This window comes from Oribacterium asaccharolyticum ACB7, from assembly GCF_000238075.1.
In the GTDB taxonomy this organism is placed as follows: domain Bacteria; phylum Bacillota; class Clostridia; order Lachnospirales; family Lachnospiraceae; genus Oribacterium; species Oribacterium asaccharolyticum.
In genome coordinates this window covers 515,067-530,325 of the sequence record NZ_JH414506.1, presented here as the reverse complement: position 1 = coordinate 530,325, position 15,259 = coordinate 515,067, and the positions used below count along the sequence as shown (strand labels likewise).

The following is a 15,259-nucleotide window of genomic DNA, read 5'->3' as shown; positions in this document are numbered from 1 at the left end:
ACAAAAAAAGTCGATTACCGCAGTGATTGTTCTTGTCTTAGCCGCGCTCATGGTGCTGGGAATGGTTTTGACACCGCTTCTCGGCAGGATGTAGTCATTCAGCCGGAAAGACTGTTTATAGATTGCGGAATCAAAGCGAGAAGAAAGCCAATCGTAGGAAAAATAAAAAGCGGAATAAAGGATGAATAAAGAAGAATCTCAGAAAAAGATAGAGGATCTTGTTTTACTGGGCTACCCGGGGCTCTCGGGTAGCCGCTTTCTATGGGAAAAAGGGAATGGACTTCCTTTTTCCGAGCGCTTTCAAAAAGAAGAGAGAAGGCGAATCGAGGACTTGCCCCGCCTTTTTTGGGAGGAGGAAAGTCTTTCTTTTTCTGCAGAAAATATTTACCTTTTTACAGATAAGGAAAGAAACGGAGAACCTGTCCCTCTTTATGAGGACGATGTCCGGGCCAAGGAAAATGCGGGAGAAATATGGAGGGGAAAGGTAGAAGATTTGTTTCCGGGTTTTGCCGAAGAATTTTCCGTTACGGAAGTTTTGCCTCTTGGAAAGGGAGGGATTCTTTCCGGCCTGGGGGAAATCGGAGGAGGCGGTTTTTCCTTTTCCTACAGGAAGATTTCCTTCTTGCAAAGTACCATCGAGCTTTGTGAGCATTTTCAGATTTCCCCGTATGCCCTTCACGCGAAAGGCGCCTTCCTCCTTCGCCTGGAAAAGGGGGAAGACTTTGCCCGTCTTGCAAGAGAAAAGGGAATAGAGGCGAGCTGTATTGGCCGTTTCCATACAGAAAAGAAGCGGATTCGAAAGGATGAATATGGAGAGTCCTATCTTTACAAGCAGGAGACGGACAGTCTGGAGGAGATTTTCACAAAAGAAGAAATAGAGATACTTACATAAAGAAGAGAGATACTTACATAAAAGGGAATCGGTTATACTTGCGTAAAGAAGAAACAGAGATGCTTGGATAGGGAGTCGTTCGACTTCCTATCTTTTTACCCTGCGGGCTTGATAGCTATTGGTATATTGGGTAAAATAGGAGAGACATAACTCTGCTTGATTTGTTTGATAAAACGGAAGAATGGAAAAGACTATGAGAGAAAGAATTTTAAATATCATTGAAAAAAATGCGAAACTCAGTACAGAGGACATAGCAGCTCTTTTAGGAGAAGACCGGGAGAGAGTGGCTGCAGAAGTTGCGGCAATGGAGAAAGACGGTACTATTTGCGGCTATCATGCTCTGATTAACTGGGATAATACAAAGGATGAGCGTGTGGATGCCTTGATTGAAGTGAAGGTGACTCCGCAAAGAGGAATGGGCTTTGACAGTATTGCAGAGCGCATTTACCAATATGAAGAAGTGGATGCGCTCTATCTTATGAGCGGAGGATATGACTTTACGGTGATGATTAAGGGCAGAACCATGAAGGAAGTGGCCAATTTCGTTTCCATGAAGCTTGGACCGATGGAGTCTGTGCTGTCCACTGCAACGCACTTCGTTTTGAAGCGTTATAAGGATCACGGAACAAGACTCAGTGTAGCAAAGTCGGATGAAAGAATGCAGGTATCCCCATGATGAGAGAACTGAATCCTGAAGTCCTTGCGATAAAACCCAGCGGAATCCGTAAGTTTTTTGATTTGGTATCGGAAATGAAGGATGCCATCTCCCTGGGAGTCGGGGAACCGGACTTTGATACACCCTGGCATATTCGGGAAGAGGGAATCCATTCCCTGGAGAAAGGACGAACCTTCTATTCATCCAATGCCGGACTCATGGAGCTTCGTGAAGAGGTCAGTCGTAAGGTGGAAAGTCAGCACGGCATAAGCTATAACGCAAAAAATGAAGTGATGATTACGGTAGGCGGATCGGAAGCCATTGACCTGGCTATGCGGGTCATACTGCTTCCGGGAGATGAGGTTTTGATTCCGGAGCCCTGCTATGTTTCGTACTTGCCTTGTGCCAGAATGGCGTATGGCGTACCGGTACCGATTCCACTGGAAGAAAAGGATGAGTTCCGCCTGACAGCGGAGAAGCTGGAAGCGGCTATCACGGAGAAATCGAAGCTTTTAATCCTTCCTTTTCCGAACAACCCTACGGGAAGTATTATGGAAAAAGAGGATTTGGAGGCAATCGTTCCTCTTATTTTGAAGCATAACCTCTATGTTCTGACGGATGAGATTTATGCTTCTTTAAGCTACAAAGGAAAGCATCATTCTATTATTGAATTCCCGGGAATGCGGGAAAGAACGGTTTATATCAACGGTTTTTCCAAGGCCTATGCCATGACCGGCTGGAGGCTCGGTTATGCCTGTGCGGAGGAGCGGATTTTAAAGCAGATGTTAAAGCTCCATCAGTTTGCCATCATGTGTGCGCCGACCACCTCCCAGTATTCCGCAGTAGAGGCGTTACGAAACGGAGATGCCGATGTAGAAAGGATGCGTGAAGCCTATGATGAAAGGCGGCGCTTTCTCTTATACCATTTTAGAAAAATGGACTTGGATTGCTTTGAACCTTACGGCGCATTCTATGTTTTTCCGTCTATCAAGAAATTTGGACTTTCCAGCACGGAGTTTGCGGAGAGACTCTTGAAGGAAGAGAAGGTTGCGGTAGTGCCCGGAACCGCATTCGGAGATTCGGGAGAGGGCTTTATTCGTATTTCCTATGCGTATTCTCTGGAAAATTTGAAAATTGCCATGGAACGAATTGAGCGTTTTATTCAAAAATTAGAAGTGAAAGCATAGATAGAGGAGCAAGGATATGGCTTGGTACGATGGTGCGATATTTTACCACATTCTCCCCGGAGGAATGTTTCCGGAGACGAAGACGGAGAAATCTTCCTTTCTCCGTCTGGAAGAACATTTGCCCTATCTGAAGGTTTTAGGTGTGGATGCGGTGATATTGGGGCCCCTCTTTTCGGAAGATCCTCTTTGCTATGGAGCAAAAGATTTTACAAAGATTAATCCTGCCCTGGGCACGGAAGAAGAGCTTTGTCATTATATTAATTTGGCGCACAATATGGGATTAAGAGTACTTTTTGATGAGGCGGTACTCTTTAGCAGCAGAGCATTTTTTGCCTTTCAGGACCTTCTTGAAAAAGGAGAAAAATCTCCTTACAAGAGTTGGTACAAAGATGTGGATTTTACCGCATCTTCTGAAGGCGGAGATGCTTTTTCCTATTCTTCCTGGAAAGAGCTCGAAAATTATCCGCTTTTTAATTTCGATGATGAAGACCTTAGGATGTATATTGTAGAGCGAATCAAGGAGTGGATCAGTCGTTATGATATTGACGGAATTCGACTTGCCCATTGTACGTCTATGGACATCCATTTTCAAAAATCTCTTCGTTATTTTACAGGCCAGATGAAGCCGGAGTTTTTCCTTTTAGGAGATATCAAAAAGGGGGAGCTGGCTCGCTATATCAATGCGGAAACCTTGCAGTCCGTATGCAATTACGATGTGTATCGTGCTATTGTGAAAGCCTTTAATGAGAAAAATTTTTATGAACTTGTTTCAGGACTTGGAAAAAATCCTGAGCTTCTCCTGCAAAGTAATACGTTTTTAGAAAATCCCAGAACCGATAGAATTGCGACAGTCTTGGAAGACCGCAATAATTTATATGGTGTATATACCGCTCTTTTTGCTCTTCCCGGAAGGGTGGCTTTGTACTACGGGGCAGAGTACGGCTTATCGGGTACAAAGGAGGAGGACGAGGAGGCACTACTTTCTCCGAGCTTTACAAAGGCGGAATATACGCCGGACGCTTTTACCAGTTATATTGCCAAGCTTGCGGAGATTCACGGGAAGAATTCGGAACTGCAAAACGGGGGATACAAGGAAATCTATTTGGATCATCGTCTTTATGCCTTCCTCCGAACGGACGAAAACAGTGGCGTTCTTACGGTACTGAACAATGATTCCATGGATCAATTCATCCGTCTTCGCATCCCGCTTCGGGCAAGACTTGCCTTTGACCTTGTGAACCAGGATGAGGTGGAAATCGGCGATGACGGAAAACTTAGAGTCTTCTGTCCTGCTCATAGCGGAAGGCTGATTAAAGTAAAATAAAAGACCGGATGTTATTCTGGACGAGTATCGTTCGCGAAATGCACGGTATCTCGTTTGGAAAGGAATATAGCGGGGACAGGCTAAATGACTTTTCGTGCCCACAGGAATGCGATATACTGGAGAGAACACGGAAGCCTTGGGCAAAGGAGGCAGTTATGGATAGATTTTTTTCGGAATTGGATCGTTATCTTTTCGGAGTGGGAAGACATTATCAGATTTATGAGAAAATGGGTGCACATCCCTGTACTTTTGAGGGAAAAGAAGGTGTGCATTTTGCTGTCTGGGCACCTCATGCCAAGGCTGTTTCCTTAGTATCCGACAGAAATGGCTGGAATCCGGAGGCAAATCCCATGATTCGTGTGGAAGATTCCGGTATTTTTGAATGTTTTGTTCCCGATATGGGGGAAAATGAATTATATAAGTATGCGATTCTGACACAGAAGGATGAGTGGATTTATAAGGCGGACCCCTATGGATTCTTTAGTGAATTCCGTCCGGGCACAGCCTCCGTTACGACGGATCTGACGAATTTTTCCTGGAATGATAAGGCTTGGATGGAAGCGCGTAAAAAGAAAAACATGGATGAAAGCCCCATGATGATTTATGAAGTGCATCTCGGTTCTTGGAAGAGAGAGGGAAATCCGGAGAGAAACGGCTTTATCAGTTATCAGAAAGCCGGGAGAGATCTTGCAGAATACTGCAACTATATGGGCTACACGCATGTGGAGTTAATGGGCATTGCAGAGCATCCCTTTGACGGATCCTGGGGGTATCAAGTGACAGGATACTATGCGCCGACCTCCCGTCACGGCAGTCCGAAGGACTTTATGGAAATGGTGGACATTCTGCATGAGGCCGGCATCGGGGTCATTCTCGATTGGGTACCGGCACATTTTCCAAAGGATGCGCATGGCCTTGCCGATTTCGATGGAGAAGCCTGTTATGAACATCCGGATTCCCGGCTGGGAGAGCATCCCGACTGGGGAACCAAGATTTTTAATTATGGGAAGACGGAGGTGCAAAACTTCCTGATTGCCAATGCCCTTTACTGGTATGAACTCTATCATATTGACGGCCTTCGAGTAGATGCGGTGGCGTCCATGCTTTACCTCGATTACGGAAGGCGTGACGGAGAGTGGCTTCCGAATCGTTTTGGCGGAAACGGAAACCTGGAAGCAATTGAGTTTTTCAAGCATTTGAATTCTATTATTCGTAAAAGAGAAGACGGCAGCATGATTATTGCGGAAGAATCTACTGCCTGGCCAGATATTACGAAATCTCCGGAAGAAGGAGGTCTCGGCTTCCATTTTAAGTGGAACATGGGATGGATGCATGATTTTCTGGCCTATATGAAGGAAGATCCGCTTTATCGCTCATATCATCACAATAAAATGACCTTCGGTATGAGCTATGCGTATTCGGAGAAGTTTATTCTTGTCCTTTCCCATGATGAGGTAGTACATCTGAAGCGATCCATGATTGAAAAGATGCCCGGGATAGAGGAAGAGCGCTTCCAAAACCTGAAGGCAGGCTATTTCTTTATGCTGGGACACGCCGGAAAGAAACTTCTTTTCATGGGACAGGATTTCGGACAGTACAGCGAATGGAGTGAGGCACGCTCCATTGACTGGTACCTGCTGGAAGAGAAGGAAAACCGTTCTCTTCATAATTTTATGCGAGATTTACTTCACCTATATCGGGAATATCCCGCTTTTTATGAGGCTGATTATGAGTATGAGGGATTTTCCTGGGTCAATGCGGATGACAGTTCCCGCTCCATTTACAGTTTTATTCGAAACAGAAAGAATCACTATGTCATCGGAAAGTCCGGAGAAAAGGCAGCAGGAAAGAATAATGCGCTTAAAGAAACGGAGACAGAAGAAGCTTCAGAAAGTAAAGGAACAGGTGGTAAAGGACTCCATAGAAAAGGCCATGAAGAAAGTCTTCTTTTCGTTGTGAATATGACTCCTGTTGAAAGAGCGGACTACTGGGTTGGTATGCCGAAGTCGAAAGAGGCGAAGCTGCTTTTTACAGAAGAAGGAAAGGCCAAGGAAGAAAAATATTTTCCCGTAGTAAAGGGAGAGTGTGACGGACGGAACTATCATCTTGCTTATCCTTTAAAGGGCTATGGCATAGCGCTATTTTCTTTTGTGGAAGAAGAGGAAGACAGAGAGGCCAATACAAAACCGTGCCCGGAGGAAGATTCGATAGAGAAGAAGGGAAGGGATGAAAGGAAAGAGAAGACACGGCAGGGGGAATTGGTGGCTAAAAATCCTCGTACAGCATAAGAAAAGCACGGAGAAGGAAAAATTCTTTCGTTCTGCGCTTGCGGTTTTAGCCGTTTTCTTTACCTTTGCGCTTTTGATTTTTCTCTATCGAAAGCAGAACGTATACCGCTGGCATTTCCCGAAAACGGTTCTCCAGCATAAGGAAATGCTGGAAAGGGTAGCGAAGGAAAAAGGGTTAAGTGCAGACCTCGAGGTTCTGTATGCGATCATGAATGTAGAGTCCGGAGGTAGGCTAAAAGACGTTATGCAGTCCAGTGAGTCCATGGGACTTCCTGTAAACACTTTGGATACGGAAGACTCTATCGAACAGGGACTAAGCTATTATAAAGAGTTAAAAACGAAGGCGGGAGAGCTTTCTCTGGATGAAAAGTCGGTTTGGCAGGCTTATAACTACGGAATCGGTTTTCTCTACTATGTAAAAGAGAATGGGGGCATGTATCAGGACAGTCTTGCGGAGAGCTTTGCCAAGGACTTATCCGGCGGAAAGACTGTCCCCTATCGGAACAAGATTGCCATTCAGGAAAATGGCGGTTATCGCTACCAATACGGCAATATGTTTTATGCCAGACTCATTAAGGAAAACATAGAGAAAAACAGGGAGAAAAATAAGATGGAATTCAGTATCGTAAATAAGATGCTTATGAGCTGCAGTGCGGTACTCTTTTTGTATATCATGCTACTGGAAAGCTTTATGACGGATAGCGAAAGCACCGCCCGTGTATTTAAGATGAGCGTGAGGGACTTGAGAGGAAAAAACCTGAATACACTCTTTAAAAATCAGGGAATTTATAACGGTTTACTGGGAATCGCCCTTCTTTACGGGACGTACAGGCCGGGCGGAAACATCGAACTTTCCGTGGTGATTTTAAGTATGATGTTCCTTGTTGCGGTCTATGGAGGACTCAGCTCGGATAAGACGATTATCTTGAAGCAAGGGGGGCTCCCCTTTTTAAGCCTTGTGAGTTTGTTTTTACGATGGTAAAGCCAAGGTTGTAGGAGGAGAAAGAGTGCAAAAAACGAAATGCTATAAAAAGAATGACCTCGTTGCTTTAGAAATTACAGACTTAACGGAAGAAGGCCAGGGCGTCGGAAAGTGCGACGGCTTGGTTTTTTTCGTGAAGGGCAGCGTGATGGGAGACGTGGTAGAGGCTAAGATTTTAAAGGTGAAAAAGAACTATGCCTATGCCAAGGTAGAGAAGCTTCTGGAAGCATCTCCCTATCGCGTTACACCCCTCTGCCCTGTTGCGGGAAAATGCGGCGGTTGCCAGCTGCAACATTTGTCCTATGAAAAAGAGCTCGCTTGGAAAGAGGATAGAATTGCCCAAAGTCTGATTCGGATTGCCGGCATTCCGGAAGAGGAAGTGCATGCGAAAGGAGAGGGAATCCTAGGGGGAAAGACCGAGCGATATCGGAATAAGGCGCAGTATCCGGTGCAGAATAGGAAAGAACATCGAGAGGAAATAGCATTAGGCGGAAGAGCTTTTGAAGAAGGCAAGAAGGCTCCGGAGAAGGAACAGGAAAGTTATGATTCTTTGGACATAGGATTTTACGGCTTTCATAGCCACCGCATTATCGAAACCGAGGACTGCCTGATTAACAGTGAAGAGAATCCCTTGATTTTAAACTGCATCAAAGAATGGGCAAGAGAATATCAAATTTCCGGCTATGAGGAGGAAACAGGGAAGGGTCTGCTTCGGCACATTTTCCTGAGAAAGGGATTTGTCACCGGAGAAATCTTGCTTTGCCTTGTGTTAAACGGAAAGAGCCTGCCCCATGGAAAGGAGCTTTGGGAGAGGTTGCAGGGACTCTCGCTAAATGACGAGGAAGGCAGTTTACAAAGCAGGGCGGATATGCAATGCGATATGGATACACAAAGTAGAGCAGAGTTGCACTGTGGAGTGGAGACACAAAGTGAAGATGATGGACATTGTGGATTAAATAAAAAAGTTCAAGAAAAGATTGTTGGACTGTGTATCAATATCAATGAAGCTAGGGGAAATGCCATTTTAGGAAGAGAAACCCGTTGCCTTTACGGAAAAGACAGTATAGAGGATAAAATCGGGGAGTTAAGCTTCTCTATTTCTGTACCTTCATTTTATCAGGTGAATCCTGTGCAGACCGAAAAAATCTATGGAAAAGCTTTGGAGTATGCGGCATTAACAGGAGAAGAAACCGTTTGGGACTGTTACTGCGGGATTGGCACCATTTCCCTCTTCCTCGCACAAAAGGCAAAGCAGGTTTACGGTTTGGAAATCGTTCCGGAAGCGATTGAAAATGCCAAGGAGAATGCGGAAAAGAATGGACTTCAAAATGCGGAGTTTTTTGTGGGAGCGGCAGAAGAAGTCCTTCCCAAGTGGGTGGAGGAACAGAAGAGAGAAGGCAAGGACGTGGGAAATCTGGTGGATGTGGTTTCCTTGGACCCCCCCAGAAAAGGATGTGACAAAGCCTGTCTTTCCGCAGCATTGGAACTCAGCCCCAAGCGAATTGTCTATGTAAGCTGTGACCCGGGAAGTCTGGCGAGAGATATGAAGTACTTAAGAGAAGGTGGATATACGCTGGAGAAGTGGGTGGGAATCGATAACTTCCCAAGGACGGGGCATGTGGAGTGCATAGCGTTGATACAAAGAGTGAAATCGTGAAAATCCTGCATTTTAAGCAGTTTTACAAGCATTATGTATTTGTAGAAGATGGAGAGGGAGGACGAAAAAAAGTCCTAAAAAATTATATTGATGTGAATGTTTGCATTGATATGGTGTGTGGAGATACAAAGAATGCTTTAGAAAGTGAGGACTACTAAATGATGAGATGGATAATAAAAATAATCTTGTTTCCAATTAGCTTGGTGTTGAGTATCCTTACAGCATTTCTGACATTCCTACTTGGTATCGGAACAGCCCTACTATACTTGCTGATGATGTTTTGCATATTTGGAGCAATTGCATCTTTTATGCAAAAAGAAGTTGCCATCGGAATAGAAGCATTGGTATTAGGATTTTTGTTAAGTCCTTATGGAATACCGATGGTCGGAGCAGCTGTTATAGCGTTCCTTCAGGAAATCAACGAAGCAATAAAATCAATCTAAAAAAATTCATACAAATGGTTACCAAAGGCGATAGATAAAAAACTATCGTCTTTTTCTTTGCCAATTTTTAAGGAGGGAGGTGAAGCGATGGACTTTGACTATTTCTATAACAGAGAAGCAGAAAGATTTAACTTTCTAAAAGTACCTGAAATATTGGTAGACGGAGAAGAATTTAAGGGATTGTCTGCTGAAGCAATTATCCTTTATTCCATGCTTTTGAAACGAACAGGAATGTCATTTAAGAATAACTGGATAGACAAGGAAGGCAGAGTATTTATCTATTTCACAGTCGAGGAAATTATGAAAAGAAGAAATATCTCAAAGCCTACTGCCATAAAAACATTAGATGAGTTAGACAGCAAAAAAGGGATAGGGCTGATTGAAAGAGTAAGACTTGGACTTGGTAAGCCGAACATCATTTATGTCAAAGACTTTATGAGCATAATAGCGGTAAAAGAAAATGACCTCTTGAAGTCAAAAAACTTAACTTCAGAAGTAAAAGATTTTAACCTCAGAAGTAAAGAAAATGAACTTCAGGAAGTTCAAAATGTTGACTCTAACTATATAGAGAATAATAAGAGTAAGTATAGTAAGAGAGAATATAGTTTTGGGGAAAACGGACTTGGAACATTTCAAAATGTCTTTTTAAAGGATGGAGATATAGGAGAATTACAAATAAAAATGGCAGGAGAGCTTGATAACTACATTGAGAGGTTATCAACCTATCTTCAAAGTACCGGAAAGACATATAAAGACCATAAAGCAACAATTCTTTCTTGGTTTTATAAAGATCAGGGAAGTAAGAAAATATCCAATATCCCTACATGGGAGGAATATAACAAAGGAGAGCATCTATGAATAAGGAATTAGAAAAAGTGATGATAGAAGATGTTGAATATAGTTTTGATCCTGAAAAAGAATACATCAAAGACGGACACGCCTACTGTAAAGTGTGCCATGAAAGAAAAGACGGGAAAGGATTAGAGTTTTTCGGAAAGCAGATGATATTTAAGACTGCTTGTAAATGCGATAGAGATAGAGAAGCAAAAGAAAAAGAAAGACAGAAGCAACTTGAAATCGAGAGATTAAAAAGTAGCTGCTTCACATCCATTATTCAGTGGGCATATACCTTTGAAAACTATCAGGGGAAAGAAAATCAGAGCCTTATCATCGCAAAGAATTTTGTAAAAGATTATGAATTGATGAAAAAGGAAAATATCGGACTTCTGTTCTATGGAACAGTTGGAAGCGGAAAGACCTATCTTGCCTGCTCCATTGCCAATGCACTGATTGAACAGTATCAGATAAGCGTTAAGATTAGAAACTTTTCACAGATAATCAACGAACTGCAAAAAGGAGGATTTGACCTTGATAAAAACGCATATATCGAATCCCTTGTAAATACTTCCGTTCTCATCTTAGATGATTTAGGAATTGAAAGAGATACAAGCTATGCAAAAGAGCAGGTATATAACATTGTGAATAACAGGTACTTAAAGCATAAGCCGACAATCTTTACCACAAATCTTTCATACAGCCAAATTGAAAACTGTACGGAGAGCGTGGAATACCAAAGAATTTACTCAAGAATTATTGAGATGTGTATTCCTGTGATGGTACTTGGAGAAGATTACAGGAAAGTTATTCAGGAAGAAAAATTAAAGAGGAATAAAGAAAGATTACTGACTGGAGGTGAGAGAACTTGATCAATGAAGAAATCGCAAGAAAAACGCTTAACATGGAAGTGAAAGCTGCCAAAGTAACGGGAAAGCTGCTTCTCAACCTATTAAAGAAACTGATGAAAGAGGATGAAAAACTTGGAGGACTTGAAAAGCTGGTTAATGCTAACGGAAATGAAGTAAAGCTAAAAGATATGGTTAAAAAGGGACAGCTTGAAGAAATTCCGGTAGAAGAAGCGGAGCTGAAAGAACTGAAAAAGGAACTTAATCGGTATGGGGTAAAGTTTTCAGTAATGAAAGATAAGGAAAGCGGTAAATACTCTGTATTCTTTCAGGCAAAAGACATGAAAGTCATGGATAAAGCCTTTAAACACGCTCTTTCAGAATCAGAAAGGAAAACGGAAAGAAAAGAGTCCATTCACAAAAATATTGAGAAGTTCAAGGAGATGGCAAAGAACTCTCTTTCTAAAGATAAAGTCAAGAATAAACAAAAGGAGCAGAGCCTATGATAGATAAAATACTAAAAGACATCAAAGGCTTATTTAAGGTGCAAGATAAGGCAAAGTTTCTTAAACAGAACATTCCCTATCTTGCATTTTTCTATGTAGGCAATATCTTTTCTCATCATGTACGAGCCTATACAGGTGGTGATGTGATAGACAAAATCTTTCAAGGAATATTGGAACTTAATACCATGAGTTTTATTCCGAGTATTCATGTGGCTGATATTATAATGGGCGTAGGAGTGGCAGCTCTAATTAAATTTATTGTCTATACCAAAGGCAAAAATGCTAAAAAGTTTAGACAGGGGAAAGAGTATGGATCAGCACGATGGGGAACGAGAAAAGATATAGAGCCGTATGTGGATGAAAAGTTCCAAAACAATATCTTGCTTACTCAAACAGAACGATTAACTATGAATGGCAGACCTGCTAATCCAAAGTATGCAAGAAATAAGAATGTACTTGTTATTGGTGGTTCTGGCTCCGGAAAGACGAGATTTTATGTAAAGCCTAACCTAATGCAAATGCACTCATCATATTGCGTAACAGATCCGAAAGGAACAATAGTCATTGAGTGTGGGAAGATGCTTGAGGATAATGGCTATGAGATAAAAATCTTAAATACCATCAACTTTAAAAAGAGCATGAAGTATAATCCATTCGCCTACCTTAGAAGTGAAAAAGATATATTGAAACTGGTACAGACAATTATTGCAAACACCAAAGGAGAGGGTGAAAAAGCAGGTGAAGATTTTTGGGTCAAAGCCGAAAAACTCTACTATACGGCTCTTATTGGATATATCTTCTATGAAGCTCCAAGAGAAGAAAAGAACTTTGCAACACTCCTTGACATGATAGATGCTTCAGAAGTCAGGGAAGATGATGAAACATATATGAATCCCATTGATAGACTATTTGAAGCATTGGAAAAGAAAGAACCTACGCACTTTGCAGTAAAGCAATATAAAAAGTATAAACTTGCTGCTGGAAAAACAGCTAAATCTATTCTTATTTCATGTGGTGCAAGACTTGCTCCTTTTGATATTCAGGAGCTTAGGGACTTGATGAAAGAAGATGAACTTGAGCTTGATACACTTGGAGATAGAAAGACAGCACTCTTTGTTATTATCTCTGATACAGATGATACCTTCAATTTTGTTGTATCTATTATGTACTCACAGCTATTTAACCTACTTTGTGATAAGGCAGATGACGAGTATGGAGGAAGATTACCTGTTCATGTAAGGTGCCTGCTTGATGAGTTTGCAAATATCGGCTTAATTCCAAAGTTTGAAAAGCTGATTGCCACAATCAGAAGTAGAGAAATATCCGCAAGCATTATCTTGCAGGCACAATCTCAGCTAAAGGCAATTTACAAGGATAATGCAGATACCATTGTAGGTAACTGTGATAGTACATTGTTTCTTGGCGGAAAGGAAAAGACAACACTTAAAGAGCTGTCTGAAACACTGGGTAAAGAAACCATAGATCTATATAACACTTCTGAAACCAGATCCAATGCCAATAGCTATGGACTGAATTACCAAAAGACAGGTAAGGAACTGATGAGCCAAGACGAGATAACAGTTATGGATGGCAGTAAATGTATTTTTCAGCTTCGAGGTGTAAGACCATTTTTATCAGATAAATTCGATATTACAAAGCACAAGAATTACAAACTTTTGGAGGACTATGATAAAAAGAATGTGTTTGATATTGAAAGCTATATGAAGCGAAAAGGGAAAGTAAAATTAAATAGAGAATCAGTTATTACAAGAGTGCAGTAAGTCTGAAGAACATAGATTTACTGCTTTTTTATTACTCGAAATCAGGAGGTAAGATGATAAGGATAAGAAGTCCTACAAAAGAAAAACTAAATAGAAAGAGTATCAGCGATTGGAAAAGAAAAACTCCGGTCGCTTTTTTTATTGAATTGAAAAGGAGAAATTTTTAATGAAGCAGGAAATGATTAACATCAACGCCAACTTATTGGCAGAGCCTACTTTCTCAAGTTTTGAAAATGAAGGAGAGAAAGTGGAAGTTGCAAACTTCACGCTTGTAAAAAAGTACGGAAAGGGAAAGGAGTACATCAACTGTGCAGCCTATGGAGAAAAAGCAGAGAAGACAAAGGACTTTGAAAAAGGTGATTTAATCCATATCTTTGGCTACTTTAAGAAGCGTGAAAAAGAGGGAAAGACTTACAAAAACTTTGTAGTGAAGTCATATAACAAAATTGAAAAGAAAGAAAAAAACGAGGAGGAATAACTTATGGCATTTTTTACACAGGCAGTTAATGTATTAAAGATTTTGGTTATGGCAGTAGGTGCAGGACTTGGAGCATGGGGCGTCATCAATCTTATGGAAGGTTACGGTAACGACAATCCCGGAGCGAAGTCGCAGGGAATCAAGCAGCTTATGGCAGGTGGAGGTATTGTCCTTATCGGGCTTAAACTTATCCCACTTCTTGCCAATGTACTCAATTAAGAAGAAAAGGAGAGCTTAGATGTTTGGAATATTCGACAAGATAGAAGAATTCTTTAAGGAGCTTCTACTGGGCGGTATCCAAGCAAACTTAGAGTCCATGTTTCTTGATATCAACGACAAAGTTGGTGCGGTTGCAACAGATGTAGGGAAAACGCCTATGGGGTGGAACGGAGATGTATTTGCCTTTATCAAAAGCATTAACGATTCCGTTATCATTCCAATAGCGGGACTAATCATCACAGCAGTTCTTTGTATCGAGCTTATCAATATGGTAATGCAAAAGAACAATATGCACGATACAGATACCTTTGAATTTTTTAAGTACATCATCAAGATGTGGATTGCTGTATGGTTAGTATCCCATGCCTTTGAGTTTTCAATGGCAGTTTTTGATGTGGCACAGCACATGGTAAATAAAGCGGCAGGGGTAATTAACACCTCTGCCGTTATCTCCGGAGATCAGATTGTAACGATGGTAGAAGGCTTAAAAGATAAAGGTCTTGGAGAGCTTGTCATGATACTCTTTGAAACCTCGCTCATAAAGGTGGCAATACAGGTCATTTCCATTGTGATTATGCTTGTGGTATACGGCAGAATGTTTGAGATTTATGTTTACTCATCCGTTTCAGCCATTCCATTTGCCACAATGGGAAACAAAGAGTGGGGACAAATCGGAACAAACTATATCAAAGGCTTATTTGCCATAGGATTACAAGGACTCTTTTTAATGGTTTGTCTTGGAATATACGCAGTATTAGTTAAGACAATACAAATAACAGATATACACACAAGTACCTTTACGATACTTGGATATGCGGTTTTGCTGGGGTTAATGATGTTAAAGAGCGGAACACTGGCCAAAAGCGTATTAAATGCACACTAAAAGAAAGGAAAGATAGTATGAACAAAAGAAAAACAGTATTGATAGCAGTAGCAGTTGGAACAGGTATTTTGGCAGTGATGGATAGAATCAGGCTTCACAGCAAAGTGAATGACTTGGAAGAAAGAACAAAGGACATCGGTCGCTGCTATAACGATTTTTACCTAATGCAGCAAAGATATAACAAGAACACAGATGAACAGATTACAAGTATTCAAGAAGAAATCGGCTCCGTATATGAGCATATAGAGGAGCTTTCAAAGGGTAAAGAAGATGGGAGGTAAT

General features: G+C 41.5%; 16 protein-coding genes and 1 pseudogene. All 17 read left to right on the top strand.

The window, feature by feature from the left end:
- Nucleotides 1–181 precede the first annotated feature (181 nt).
- The 17 genes and pseudogenes from HMPREF9624_RS10420 to HMPREF9624_RS10340 all read left to right on the top strand — a co-directional run bounded on the left by HMPREF9624_RS10420 (nt 182) and on the right by HMPREF9624_RS10340 (nt 15,258).
- Nucleotides 182–892 carry a hypothetical protein gene (locus tag HMPREF9624_RS10420; RefSeq protein WP_009537716.1) on the top strand — a complete coding sequence of 237 codons (711 nt, stop codon included), beginning with the start codon at nt 182–184 and terminating at the stop codon, nt 890–892.
- 193 nt (nt 893–1,085) lie between these two features.
- Nucleotides 1,086–1,568 carry an Lrp/AsnC family transcriptional regulator gene (locus tag HMPREF9624_RS10415; RefSeq protein ID WP_009537715.1) on the top strand — a complete coding sequence of 161 codons (483 nt, stop codon included), beginning with the start codon at nt 1,086–1,088 and terminating at the stop codon, nt 1,566–1,568.
- The gene (locus HMPREF9624_RS10410) at nt 1,565–2,734 is read left to right on the top strand and encodes an aminotransferase class I/II-fold pyridoxal phosphate-dependent enzyme (RefSeq protein ID WP_009537714.1); all 1,170 of its coding nucleotides are present in this window, start codon (nt 1,565–1,567) and stop codon (nt 2,732–2,734) included. Before HMPREF9624_RS10415 ends, HMPREF9624_RS10410 begins: the two co-directional genes overlap by 4 nt.
- Nucleotides 2,735–2,750: 16 nt before the next feature.
- Entirely contained in the window at nt 2,751–4,058 is a 1,308-nt protein-coding gene (locus tag HMPREF9624_RS10405) for an alpha-amylase family glycosyl hydrolase (RefSeq protein ID WP_009537713.1), read from the top strand.
- Between the two features lie 155 nt (nt 4,059–4,213).
- Nucleotides 4,214–6,346 carry a 1,4-alpha-glucan branching protein GlgB gene (glgB, locus tag HMPREF9624_RS10400; protein WP_009537712.1) on the top strand — a complete coding sequence of 711 codons (2,133 nt, stop codon included), beginning with the start codon at nt 4,214–4,216 and terminating at the stop codon, nt 6,344–6,346.
- Nucleotides 6,285–7,328 carry a DUF1304 family protein gene (locus HMPREF9624_RS10395; protein ID WP_009537711.1) on the top strand — a complete coding sequence of 348 codons (1,044 nt, stop codon included), beginning with the start codon at nt 6,285–6,287 and terminating at the stop codon, nt 7,326–7,328. Before glgB ends, HMPREF9624_RS10395 begins: the two co-directional genes overlap by 62 nt.
- Before the next feature lie 25 nt (nt 7,329–7,353).
- On the top strand, nt 7,354–8,985 hold the full coding sequence (rlmD, locus tag HMPREF9624_RS11825) for a 23S rRNA (uracil(1939)-C(5))-methyltransferase RlmD (RefSeq protein WP_009537710.1): 1,632 nt from the start codon (nt 7,354–7,356) through the stop codon (nt 8,983–8,985).
- On the top strand, nt 8,982–9,143 hold the full coding sequence (locus HMPREF9624_RS11820; protein ID WP_001843395.1) for a hypothetical protein: 162 nt from the start codon (nt 8,982–8,984) through the stop codon (nt 9,141–9,143). The genes rlmD and HMPREF9624_RS11820 overlap by 4 nt, the downstream gene beginning before the upstream one ends.
- Nucleotides 9,144–9,428: a CD1845 family protein gene (locus HMPREF9624_RS10385; RefSeq protein ID WP_009537708.1), complete on the top strand. Its 285-nt coding sequence runs from the start codon at nt 9,144–9,146 to the stop codon at nt 9,426–9,428. It abuts the gene before it with no gap.
- 87 nt (nt 9,429–9,515) lie between these two features.
- Entirely contained in the window at nt 9,516–10,286 is a 771-nt protein-coding gene (locus HMPREF9624_RS10380) for a replication initiator protein A (protein WP_009537707.1), read from the top strand.
- Nucleotides 10,283–11,134 carry an ATP-binding protein gene (locus HMPREF9624_RS10375; RefSeq protein WP_001031148.1) on the top strand — a complete coding sequence of 284 codons (852 nt, stop codon included), beginning with the start codon at nt 10,283–10,285 and terminating at the stop codon, nt 11,132–11,134. Before HMPREF9624_RS10380 ends, HMPREF9624_RS10375 begins: the two co-directional genes overlap by 4 nt.
- Nucleotides 11,131–11,616, top strand: a complete 486-nt coding sequence (locus HMPREF9624_RS10370) for a PcfB family protein (RefSeq protein WP_009537706.1) — start codon at nt 11,131–11,133, stop codon at nt 11,614–11,616. The genes HMPREF9624_RS10375 and HMPREF9624_RS10370 overlap by 4 nt, the downstream gene beginning before the upstream one ends.
- A gap of 260 nt (nt 11,617–11,876) precedes the next feature.
- Nucleotides 11,877–13,397: pseudogene (locus HMPREF9624_RS10365) on the top strand (VirD4-like conjugal transfer protein, CD1115 family); the annotation flags it as partial.
- 166 nt (nt 13,398–13,563) lie between these two features.
- Entirely contained in the window at nt 13,564–13,875 is a 312-nt protein-coding gene (locus HMPREF9624_RS10355) for a single-stranded DNA-binding protein (protein ID WP_009537704.1), read from the top strand.
- Between the two features lie 3 nt (nt 13,876–13,878).
- Nucleotides 13,879–14,094 carry a Maff2 family mobile element protein gene (locus tag HMPREF9624_RS10350; protein ID WP_000863833.1) on the top strand — a complete coding sequence of 72 codons (216 nt, stop codon included), beginning with the start codon at nt 13,879–13,881 and terminating at the stop codon, nt 14,092–14,094.
- A 19-nt stretch (nt 14,095–14,113) separates the two neighbouring features.
- Nucleotides 14,114–14,977, top strand: coding sequence for a VirB6/TrbL-like conjugal transfer protein, CD1112 family (locus HMPREF9624_RS10345; protein ID WP_000466910.1), 864 nt, complete (start codon nt 14,114–14,116; stop codon nt 14,975–14,977).
- A gap of 17 nt (nt 14,978–14,994) precedes the next feature.
- On the top strand, nt 14,995–15,258 hold the full coding sequence (locus tag HMPREF9624_RS10340; RefSeq protein ID WP_009537703.1) for a hypothetical protein: 264 nt from the start codon (nt 14,995–14,997) through the stop codon (nt 15,256–15,258).
- Nucleotide 15,259 lies beyond the last annotated feature (1 nt).